Annotated in this window: 2 protein-coding genes; both read left to right on the top strand. The window is 71.6% G+C overall.

What is annotated here, in order from left to right; translation table 11 throughout:
• Window positions 1–894: phosphopantetheine-binding protein (locus ACFYMP_RS22620; RefSeq protein WP_388860531.1), on the top strand; the 894-nt coding region annotated here is incomplete at its 5' end.
• A gap of 44 nt (window positions 895–938) precedes the next feature.
• Complete coding sequence (locus ACFYMP_RS22615) at window positions 939–12,143, top strand: SDR family NAD(P)-dependent oxidoreductase (protein ID WP_388860528.1); 11,205 nt, start codon at window positions 939–941, stop codon at window positions 12,141–12,143.
• Window positions 12,144–12,208: the final 65 nt, after the last annotated feature.

Here is a 12,208-nt window from a genome sequence, read left to right as displayed (position 1 = left end):
AACGCGTATTTGGATGCGTTGGCGGAGTTGCGGCGTAGTGAGGGGTTGCCGGCGACGTCGATCGCGTGGGGGCCCTGGGCCGACGACGGCATGGCGGTCCAGAACGCCGTGGTCAGCGGACGGATGGAACGGTTCGGTCTCCCGACCATGGACCCCGAACTGGCCATCTCGGCGCTGGAGAAGGCGCTAGGAGACCCCGATCCCTGCCCGGTGATCATCGACGTCGACTGGCCGCGATTCGCCAAGGAGGTCAACGACAGCCGGACCAGTGTGCTCTTCGGCGAGATCCCCGACGTGAAGCTGTGGCACGAGGCCAACGCCGGGTCCGTGGAGGGAGCCGGTACCGGGGAACGCGGCACACCGCTCGCCGAGAGGCTGTCGGCCCTTCCCGTCGCCGAGCGGATGACGGTACTGCTCGGCCTCGTGCGCGAGAAGACAGCCGCGGTGCTCGGGTACACCAGTCACGAGGGGCTCGACGCGGAGCGTGGCTTCTTCGAGATGGGACTCGACTCACTCACGGCGGTGGAGCTCCGCAACCGTCTGAACACGGCTACCGGACTACGGTTGCGCTCCACCACCTTGTTCGACTACGCGACGCCCTCGGCGCTGGCCCAGCACCTCATGGGCGAGCTGGCTCCGGACGACGCCGCGCCGGAGAACGTACTGCCGGCGGAGATCGACCATCTCGAAGCCGTCCTCTCCTCACTGCCGCAGGACGACATCGAACGCGCCAAGGCGGTGGTCCGGCTGCAGTCCATGCTCGCGAAGCTGAGTCAAGCCGGTGCCGCCTCCGGCGGGAGCGCCGAACAGGGTGACGACGCAGGCGACGACCTCGCGGGCGCGTCGGTCGACGAACTCTTCGACGTCATTGACCGAGAACTCGGGGATGCCTGACTGTGATCATGAACCTTTTGGTTTCCACGAGGGGACAGGGCTAAGTGTCGAACGAAGAGAAGCTCGTCGAGTACCTGAAGCGGGTCATGGCCGATCTGCGCCAGACGCAACGCCGTCTCCGCGATGTCGAGGAGAAGTCCCAGGAACCCGTCGCCATCGTCGGCATGAGCTGCCGTTTTCCCGGGGGCGTCAGGTCTCCGGAGGAGTTCTGGGACCTGCTCGCCGACGGTGGGGACGCCGTCGCCCCGTTCCCGGACGACCGCGGCTGGAACCTCGCCGGGCTGTACGACCCGGACCCGGACAGCGCCGGTACCTCGTACGTGAAGGAAGGTGCCTTCCTGCGGGACGCGGGCGCCTTCGATCCCGCGTTCTTCGGTATCTCGCCGCGTGAGGCGCTGGCGATGGACCCGCAGCAACGGCTGCTGCTCGAAACCGGCTGGGAGGCCATGGAGGCGGCCGGCCTCACGCCCGCCTCGGTGCGCGGCACCAGGACCGGAGTGTTCATAGGCACCAACGGTCAGGACTACATAGAGGCCTTGCGCCGGGCGCCCAAGGGTGTCGAGGGCTACCTGGCCACCAGCAGTGCGGCCAGCGTCATGTCCGGACGTCTCTCGTACACCTTCGGACTCGAAGGCCCGGCCGTCACCGTCGACACCGCGTGCTCCTCGTCCCTGGTGGCCCTGCACCTGGCCGTGCAGTCGCTGCGCCAGGGCGAGTGCTCTGTCGCGCTCGCCGGTGGTGCCACGATCATGACGACTCCGGGACTCTTCGTCGAGTTCAGCCGGCAGCGGGGGCTGGCTCCGGACGGTCGCTGCAAGCCCTTCGCCGCCGCGGCGGACGGTACGGGGTGGGGTGAGGGCGTCGGCATGCTTCTGCTGGAGCGGCTCTCGGACGCCCGGCGCAACGGGCACCCCGTACTCGCGGTGGTCCGTGGCTCCGCCGTCAACCAGGACGGGAACAGCAGCGGTCTGACCGTGCCGAACGGAATATCCCAACAGCGGGTCATTCTGGCGGCCTTGGCGAACGCGCGACTGTCGGCGGCCGAGGTCGACGCGGTCGAGGCGCACGGTACGGGGACGACGCTGGGCGACCCGATCGAGGCGCAGGCGCTGCTCGCCACCTACGGGCAGGACAGGCCGCAGGACCGCCCGCTGCGACTGGGCTCGGTGAAGTCGAATATCGGCCACACCCAGGCCGCCGCGGGTGTGGCCGGCGTGATGAAGATGGTGCTGGCGATGCGGCACGGGCTGCTTCCCTCGACGCTGCACGTGGACGGCCCGTCCCCGCACGTGGACTGGGAGGCCGGCGCCGTCGAGTTGCTGACCGAGGCCCAGCCGTGGCCCGAGACGGACGAACCCCGCAGGGTCGGGGTGTCGGCGTTTGGTGTGAGCGGTACGAACGCGCACGTGATCCTTGAGCAGGCGCCCGCCCCTGTTCCCACCGAGGGCCCTGGTTCGGGTCCGGAGGACGAGCCCTCGCGGATGCCGGCGTTGTCGCCGGCGGTTCCGTGGGTGGTGTCGGGCAAGTCCGAGGCGGCGTTGCGGGCGCAGGCCGGGCACTTGGTGTCCTACCTGGGGGAACGCCCGGCGGTGTCGCCGTCGGATGTCGGCCTCTCATTGGCGACGACGCGCTCGGTGTTCGAGCATCGAGCGGTGATGGTCGCCGGGGACCGTGAGGAACTGGCCGCCGGCCTGACCGCGCTGGAGCAGGGTCGGGAGGTGCCGGGGCTCGTCCGTGGTGCCGCGGTCGGTGCGGATGGCCGTGTGGTGTTGGTGTTCCCGGGTCAGGGTTCGCAGTGGCTGGGTATGGCGGCGGGGTTGCTGGAGTCGTCCCCGGTGTTCGCCGGCCGGGTGGCGGAGTGCGGTGCGGCGCTGGCCCCGTTTGTCGACTGGTCGTTGACCGAGATCCTGCGTGATGCCTCTGGTGACGAGGCGTGGCTGGGTGAAGTCGACGTGGTGCAGCCGGTGTTGTGGGCTGTGATGGTGTCGTTGGCCGAGGTGTGGCGGTCGGTGGGTGTGGTGCCGTCCGCTGTGGTCGGTCACTCGCAGGGGGAGATCGCTGCCGCGTGTGTGGCGGGTGCTCTGTCGTTGGAGGACGGGGCGCGGGTGGTGGCGTTGCGCAGTAAGGCGCTCAGGGTCCTGTCCGGGCGGGGTGGGATGGTGTCGGTCTCGCTGGGCGAGGAGGCCGTTGGTGGTCTGCTGGCGCGGTGGGAGGGCCGGCTGTCGCTGGCGGCTGTGAACGGTCCCGGTGTGGTGGTGGTGTCCGGTGACGCGGATGCCCTGGACGAGCTGCTGGCCGTCTGTGAGGCGGACGGGGTCCGGGCGCGGCGGATCGCGGTGGACTACGCCTCCCACTGCGTGCACGTGGAGGAGATCGAGGGAGTTCTGGCGCGGGAGTTGGCGGATGTCGCGCCGCGTTCGGCGTCGGTTCCGTTCTATTCGACGGTGACTGGTGGGGTGCTGGACACCTCGGGTCTGGATGCCGGCTACTGGTATCGCAATCTGCGGCAGACGGTGCGTTTCGCTGATGCGGTGGGCGCGCTGCTGGATGACGGTTTCCGGTTGTTCGTCGAGTCCAGCGCCCACCCGGTGCTGACGATGGGGATCGAGCAGACCGCCGAAGCCCACGACACCGCAGTGACGGCGGTGGGTTCCCTGCGGCGGGGTGAGGGTGGCCTGGAGCGCTTCCTCACCTCGGCCGCAGAAGCCTTCGTCGGTGGCGCGACTGTCGACTGGGCCACCCTGTTCGAGGGGACAGGCGCACGCCGTGTCGAGCTGCCCACCTACGCCTTCCAGCACCAGAACTACTGGATCAAGTCGCCTGCCGCTCGCATCGGTGATGTGGCCGCAGTCGGTCTGGGGTCGGCGGATCACCCGTTGCTGGGGGCCGTGGTGTCGCTGGCGAACGCGGACGGAGTCGTCCTGACGGGACGGCTGTCGCTGGCGGCGCAGCCCTGGCTCGCCGATCACCTCGTCCTGGGCAGGGTGATCGTCCCTGGGACCGCGTTCGTCGAGCTGGCGTTGCGTGCGGCTGACGCGGCGGGCTGCGCGGCACTCGACGAGCTGACTCTGCGGGCACCGTTGGTACTGCCCGAGTCGGGGGCGGTGCAGGTACAGGTCGTCGTGGGCGGCACGGAGGACTCCGAACACCGTGAGCTGAGTGTGTACTCCCGGATCGAGGGGGACGGCGACGAGCCCTGGACCTGTCACGCGGAAGGCACCCTCGCGGTGTCCGCGGCCGTCCGCGAAGCGGAAGAGCTCACGGCGTGGCCCCCGTCGGACGCCGTAGCGGTCGCGACGGACGATCTGTACGAGCGGCTCGCCGGGCTGGGTCTTGACTACGGGCCGGTCTTCCGTGGCGTACGGGCGGTCTGGCGCCGGGGCGAGGAGGTGTTCGCCGAGGTCGCGTTGCCGGAGGAGCAGCGGGAGGAGGCGACTCGATACGGTGTGCACCCGGCGCTGCTGGACGCGGCTCTCCACGTGACCGGCGTCGGCGTTCTGCCCGGCCGGGAGGCTGCTGGTGCCGCTGGTGCCGCTGGTGCCGCTGGTGCCGCCGGTGCCGACGGAGCCGTCGCGGCCGCCGATGCGCGCTCACCCCGACTTCCCTTCGCGTGGAGCGGCGTCTCCCTTTACGCCACAGGGGCGGCCATGCTCCGGGTACGGCTGTCCCGGGCCGGGGCGGACGGGGTGTCCGTCCTGGTGGCCGACGCCACCGGTGCACCCGTGGCTCACGTCGGTTCGCTGGTGGGCCGGCCGGTCTCCCCGGACGCGCTCGACAAGGTGGCGCGGAAGCCCCTGGAATCGCTGTTCGCCGTGCGCTGGGAAACGGTGCCGGCGACCGGGCCCGCGCAGGGCGGCCAGGGTGAGCGGGCGGCACTCGGTACGGACGCGCCCTGGCTCGCGGCCGGGCTCGAAGCGGCCGGGCACGGGGTGCGGGCCCTCACCGATGGCCCCTCGGCGGACGCCGTGCCCGACCTCGTCCTCCTGCCGTGTGTTTCCCCGGCGGACGGTACGCCGGGCGGTTCGCCTGGCGGCCCCGGCGGGCCCCTGGGCGACACCACCGCCTCCCTCACCCGCGACCTGACGAACCGGGCGCTGAAGGCGGTACAGGACTGGCTGGCCGACGAGGCGGCCGTTTCGTCCAGGCTGGTGTTCCTGACGCGCGGCGCCGTCGCGACCGCGCCCGGCGAGGACGTACCCGACCCGGCCGCTGCGGCCGTGTGGGGCCTTGTCCGGTCCGCGCAGACGGAACACCCGGACCGGTTCCTCCTGGCCGACCTCGACGACTGGGCCGCCGCGGCCGACGTGGCGCGCGCGGCGCTCGCATCCGGTGAACCTCAGATCGCCGTCCGCGCGGGCGAGTTGCTCGCTCCCCGGCTGACCAGGGCGGCCGCGCCGACGGCTGGAGGGACCGGGACAGGTGCCTGGGACACCTCCGGCACGGTGCTGATCACCGGTGCGAGCGGCGCGCTGGGCGGCTTGGTGGCCCGCCATCTGGTCGCGGAGCACGGGATACGGGATGTGGTGCTCGTGTCACGGCGTGGCCGGGACGCCGCGGGGGCGGCGGAGCTGGAGGCCGACTTGGCAGCCGCCGGGGCGCGGGCCGTCTTCGAGGCGTGCGACGTGACCGACCGCGAGGAACTGGCTCGCGTACTGGGACGGATTCCGAGTCACGCGCCCCTGCGTGGCGTCGTGCACGCGGCGGGTGTGCTGGACGACGGCGTGATCGAGTCGCTGACGCCCGAGCGGGTGGACGCCGTACTGCGGCCGAAGGTGGACGCCGCGCTGCACCTCCACGAGCTGACCAGGGAACTGGACGTCGAGAAGTTCGTCCTGTTCTCGTCGGCGGCGGCGACGTTCGGCGCGGCCGGACAGGCCAACTACGGCGCGGCCAACGCCTTCATGGACGCTCTCGCCGCTCACCGTCTGGCACGCGGACTGCCGGCGGTGTCGCTGGGCTGGGGGTTCTGGGCCGAGCGCAGCGGCATGACCGGTCACCTGGGCGATGCCGATCTCGCCAGGATGGCGCGTGGCGGCGTGGTGCCCCTCTCCTCGGAGGAGGGACTCGCGCTCTTCGACGCGGCGACCGCCTCGGAGGAGGCGCTGCTGGTCCCGGTGCGGCTCACGGGAGCGGTGCTCCGTGGCGGCGACGGCCCCGTGCCGCCGCTGCTGCGCCGGCTGGTGCGCGCGACTGGGCGCCGGGCCATCGCCGCGACCACGGCCTCCGGGGCGGAGGGCGGTCTGTGGCACGATCTCGCCCGGCTGCCGGAGAGCGAGCGGCATCCGCTCGTGCTGGATCTGGTACGCACCCACGTCGGAGCCGTACTCGGTTACGCACCGGGCGACGAGGTCGCGTCCGACCGTGCTTTCCGTGACCTCGGGTTCGACTCGTTGACGGCGGTGGAGCTGCGGAACCGGCTGAACGCGGCCACGGGTCTGCGCCTGCCGGCCACGCTCGTCTTCGACTACCCGACGCCCGCGGTGCTCGGCGGTCACCTGCTGGCCGAACTGGTGGCCACCCATGCGGGGGAGCCGGACGCCCCGCAGCCGAAGGCGGCACCGGTTCGCAGGGCGGCGGCCGTCGACGAACCGATCGCGATCGTGGGCATGAGCTGCCGGTACCCGGGAGGTGTGCGGGCTCCGGAGGAACTGTGGTCCCTGCTCACCGAGGGTGGAGACGCCATGGCGGCCTTTCCCACCGACCGTGGCTGGGATCTGGAGGCGCTCTATCACCCGGACCCGGATCACAAGGGCACCGCGTATGCCCGTGAGGGGGGATTCCTATATGAGGCGGGGGAGTTCGATCCGGCGTTCTTCGGGATCTCGCCGCGTGAGGCGCTGGCGATGGACCCGCAGCAGCGGCTGCTCCTGGAGACCTCCTGGGAGGTGCTGGAGCGGGCCGGGATCGACCCGGCTTCCGTGCGGGGCAGCCAGACCGGTGTCTTCGCCGGGATCATGCACCACGACTACGGGTCCGTGTCCGTGCCTGACGGTGTCGAGGGCTACATCGGCAACGGAACCGCGGGCAGCATCGCCTCGGGCCGCATCTCCTACACGTTCGGGTTCGAGGGTCCGGCGGTGACGGTGGACACGGCGTGTTCGTCCTCGTTGGTGGCGTTGCATCTGGCCGCCCAGTCGTTGCGGCAGGGGGAGTGTTCGCTGGCTTTGGCGGGTGGGGTGACGGTGATGGCGACGCCGGCCTTGTTCGTGGAGTTCAGTCGTCAGCGGGGGCTTGCTCCGGACGGTCGGTGCAAGGCGTTCGCGTCGGGTGCGGACGGTACGGGGTTCTCCGAGGGTGCCGGGATGTTGTTGCTGGAGCGGTTGTCTGACGCGCGCCGCAACGGGCATCGGGTGCTGGCGGTGGTGCGGGGTTCGGCGGTCAATCAGGATGGTGCGAGCAATGGTCTGACGGCGCCGAACGGTCCTTCGCAGCAGCGGGTGATTCGGGCGGCGTTGGAGAGTGCGGGTCTTTCGGCGGCCGAGGTGGACGCGGTCGAGGCGCACGGGACCGGGACGCGGCTGGGCGACCCGATCGAGGCGCAGGCGCTGTTGGCGACGTACGGGCAGGATCGTCCTGAGGACCGGCCGTTGTGGCTGGGGTCGATCAAGTCGAACATCGGGCACACGCAGGCGGCGGCCGGGGTCGCCGGGATCATCAAGATGGTGCTGGCGATGCGGCACGGCGTACTGCCGCGCACCCTGCACGTCGACGAGCCGTCCGCACAAGTGGACTGGTCCGAGGGTGCTGTCGAACTGCTCACCGAGAGCACGCCGTGGCCCGGGAACGGCCGTCCCCGCCGAGCAGGCGTCTCCTCCTTCGGTGCCAGTGGGACGAACGCGCATGTGGTGCTGGAGCAGGCGCCTGAGGTTCCTGACACGGTGCAGGTGGTAGAACCCGGTTCGGTGTCGTCGTTGTCGGTGGTGCCATGGGTGGTGTCGGGTCGGTCCGGGGCGGCGTTGGAGGCGCAGGCGGGTCGGCTGGCGTCTTTTGTGGCGGAGCGGCCGGGCTTGTCGCCGGTGGATGTGGCGTCGTCGTTGGTGTCGGGTCGGTCGGTGTTTGAGCATCGTGCTGTGGTGCTGGCGGGTGATGTGGCTGGTTTCGGGGCTGGGTTGTCCGCTGTGGTGGCGGGTGAGCCGGTTGCGGGTGTGGTGCGGGGGCAGGTGGCGTCGGGGAAGCTGGCGTTGTTGTTCTCGGGTCAGGGCAGTCAGCGGGTGGGGATGGGGCGTGAGTTGTACGGCGCTTTCCCGGTGTTCGCCGCGACTTTCGATGAGGTGTGTGGGCAGTTCGACGGGTTGTTGGGCTGTTCGTTGCGTGATGTGGTCTTCGGCCGTGACGAGACTGACACCGACGCCGACGCCGAGGCGTTGGATGCGACGTTGTTCGCGCAGTGTGGGTTGTTCGCGGTTGAGGTGGCGTTGTTCCGTCTGGTGTCGTCGTGGGGTGTGCGGCCGGATGTGGTGGCGGGGCACTCGATCGGTGAGGTGGTGGCGGCCTATGTCGCTGGGGTGTGGTCGTTGGAGGACGCGTGTGTGCTGGTGGCGGCGCGTGGGCGTTTGATGCAGGCGTTGCCGGCGGGTGGGGCGATGCTGGCGGTGGAGTTGGAGGAGGCCGCGGTCCGGGCTGCGCTGGTGGGCCGTGACGGGGTGGATGTGGCGGCGGTCAACGGTCCGTCCTCGGTGGTGGTTTCGGGTGCTGAGGCGGTGGTGGCGGAGCTGGAGCGGGAGTGGCGTGCGGAGGGGCGCCGGGTGCGTCGTCTGCGGGTGTCGCACGCGTTTCATTCGCCGTTGATGGAGCCGATGCTGGAGGAGTTCCGGAACGTCGTTGAAAGTCTGTCGTTCGGTGTTCCGGGATTGCCGGTGGTGTCGAATGTGACAGGTGCGGTGGTTTCGGGGGAGGTGTTGTGTGATCCGGGGTACTGGGTGCGGCATGTGCGTGAGGCGGTGCGTTTCGGTGACGGCATTACGCGTCTTGCCGGGCTGGGTGTGAGTGCGTGTCTGGAGTTGGGGCCGGAGGGTGTCCTGTCGGGGATGGGGCAGGAGTGTGTTGCGGGGGTGGTGTTCGCGCCGGTGTTGCGGGGTGGGCGGCCTGAGGTGGAGTCGTTGTTCGGGGCGTTGGCGCAGGTGTTCGTGTGTGGGCATGAGGTGGACTGGTCGGCGTTGTGGGGGCCGGTGCGGGCTGGTGGGGTGGAGTTGCCGACGTATGCCTTCCAGCGGGAGCGGTTCTGGCTGGAGTCGGCGCCGGTGGCCGGAGACGTGTCCTCGGCAGGGTTGGGGGTGGCGGACCATCCGCTGCTGGGGGCCGCGGTCACGCTGCCCGACTCCGACGGCTGCCTCTTCACCGGCCGGCTGTCGGCGCGTACCCAGCCGTGGATGACGGACCACACGGTGCTGGGCGCCGTACTGGTGCCGGGGACCGCGTTCGTCGACCTGGCGCTCCACGCGGGCGGCCGCTTCGGCTGTGCGCGCGTGGACGATCTGGTGCTGGAGTCCCCGCTCGTCCTGCCCGAGAGCGGAGCGATCCAGCTCCAGGTCGTGGTCGGCGGCCCCGCCGAGGACGGGCGGCGCCCCGTCAGCGTCTACGCGCGACCGGAGACCGACGACCCCGACGAGTCCTGGACACGCCACGCCGGCGCCGTACTGAGCGCGGCGGGTCCGCCCGAGGCCGCGCCGCCGGTGTCCGACGAGCCGGGCGTCTGGCCGCCCGCCGACGCCGAGGAGATCGACACGCTGGGCATGTACGAGAGCTTCGCCCTCGGCGGGCTCGCGTACGGGCCGGTGTTCCAGGGCGTACGGGCGGCGTGGCGGCGCGGCGACGAGGTGTTCGCCGAGGTGGTGCTGCCGGAGGGACACGGACAGGACGCGACGGGCTACGGAATACATCCGGCGTTGCTGGACGCGGCCCTGCACGTCGCCGGGCCGGGCGGTCTGGCCGCCCCCGACGCGGAGGGCCGGGAACGCGTCCGGCTCCCCTTCGTCTGGAACGGCGTGTCCCTCTACGCCACGGGCGCGACCCGGACCCGGGTACGGCTCTCGGCCGCGGGAAAGGACGGTGTGTCGCTCCTCGTGGCCGACGAGCACGGCCAGCCGGTGGCCTCGGTGGAGGAACTGGTCACCCGGCCGGTCACGCCCGAGCAGATCGACACGGCCCGGGACGCGTCGCGCGACTCGCTGTACCGGCTGGACTGGCACGACCTGCCGTTCCCGGCGGCCGACGGGCTCTCGGCCGTCCGCTGCGCGGTGATCGGTGACGGGTGCGAAGGACTCGCCGAGAGTCTGCGGACGGCCGGCTGGGAGGCGGCGACGTACGCCGGCCTGGAGGATCTGGCCGAGTCGGGCGTCCCCGGCGCCACCCTCCCGGAGTGGGTCTTCCTCGCCGCGCCGTGTCGCGGCGCGGGCGAGACCCGGGGAGCCGGTGGGTACGGGGACGGACCGCGCGCGGCCGTGACCGAGGCCCTGGGACGGACCCAGGACTGGCTGGCGGACGACCGGTTCGCCCGCGCCCGGCTGGTCGTCGTCACCCGGGGAGCGGTCGCGACCACTCAGGCCGCGCCTACGTCCGCGGGCACGCCCGCCGACATCTGCCCGCGTGACACGGACGCCGCCGCAGTGTGGGGGCTGGTGCGGTCGGCGCAGGCAGAGCACCCGGACCGGCTGCTCCTCCTCGACCTCGACGACGCGGCCGCACCCACTCCCGCGTCCCCGCCCGTCCCCGTCTCCCTGGCCGCGGCGCTCACGTCGGGTGAACCGCAACTGGCCGTGCGCGAGGGACGCGTACTCGTGCCCAGGCTGGTCCGTGTTACCGGAGCCGAAGCCGAAGCGGGAGCCGGAGCCGGAGCCGGGAAGGGCGGGACGTCGGCCGTGACCGGTCCGGAGCGGTCCGCGCGAACCGGACCGAGGGCCTCGGCGACATGGGACCCGCACGGCACCGTGCTGATCACCGGAGCCGCCGGCACCCTGGGTGGAGCGGTGGCACGTCATCTGGTGGCCGAACAGGGCGTACGCCATCTGCTGCTGCTGAGCCGAAGGGGAGCGGAGGCGGAAGGCGCGGCCGCGCTCACGACCGATCTGGTCGCGGCGGGAGCCTCGGTGACCTGGGCCGCGTGCGACGTGGCCGACCGGGACGCACTCCGCGCCGCGCTGGAAGGTGTCCCGGCCGGGCATCCGCTCAAGGGAGTGGTGCACGCCGCCGCCGTCCTGGACGACGGTGTCATCGCCTCTCTGACGCCGCCGCGGATCGACGCCGTACTGCGACCGAAGGCGGAGGCGGCCGCCCTTCTCCACGAACTCACCGTTGGTGAGGATCTCTCCGCTTTCGTGCTGTTCTCCTCCGTGGCGGGCACGCTGGGAGCCGCCGGGCAGGGCAACTACGCCGCCGCGAACGCCTTCCTCGACGCGCTCGCCGCCCGGCGCCGCGCCCAGGGTTTGCCCGGCCTCTCCCTGGCCTGGGGGCTGTGGGAGCAGCGCAGCGCGCTGACCGGGGGACTGGGGGACACGGATCAACGGCGCATGGCCGGAGTCGGTCTCGCCGGGCTGTCGACGCCGGAGGGGCTCGCGTTGTTCGACGCCTGCTGTGCCGGCGAGTCCCCGGTGGTGGCCCCGATGCGCCTGGACGTCTCCGCCCTCCGCGAGACCATCCGGAGTAACGGCGGCGAAGTACCGCACGTCCTGCGCGAGTTGGTGCGAGTCCCGGCAAGGCGACCGGTGTCCGGAACGGACGCGGCGCCGGCAGGACTGCGGGAGCGACTTGCCGGGGTGCCGGTGGCGGAAGGCGAGCGCACCGTGCTGGAAGCGGTACGCCGGAACGTGGCGGCCGTACTCGGCCACGGGGGCATGGAATCCGTGGAACCGGCGCGCGCCTTCAAGGACTTCGGCTTCGACTCGCTGACGTCCGTGGAACTCCGCAACCGGCTGAACGCGGCCACGGGCATGCGGCTGCCCGCCACCCTCGTCTTCGACTACCCGACACCCGCCACCCTGGCCGCGTTCCTGCACCAGGAGCTGACACAGGACGTCGGCACCGGCCCCGTCCCGGTGTCCGTCGGCCTGGACCGCCTGGAAGCCGGGCTGTCGGCCATGACCAGGGAGGAGGTCGGCCGCACCGACGTGGTCGCGCGGCTACGGGACCTGCTCGCGACCTACGGCGGCGACACGCAGGAAGGCCCCGAAAGCGCCGGTCTCGTCGACGAACTCGACTCGGCGACGGACGGCGACCTCTTCAGGATGGTGGACGAGGATCTCGGAATCAGCTGAGCCGACCGTCCGCCCGCTGTGACCGGCCGTCCGCCGACCGCCGGTCGCCCCTCCCCGCCGACTGC

The sequence above is a fragment of the Streptomyces sp. NPDC007088 genome (assembly GCF_042869355.1).
In the GTDB taxonomy this organism is placed as follows: Bacteria; Actinomycetota; Actinomycetes; order Streptomycetales; family Streptomycetaceae; genus Streptomyces.
Note: the sequence above shows the minus strand (reverse complement) of the source record. Positions and strands in the feature narration are given on the sequence as shown.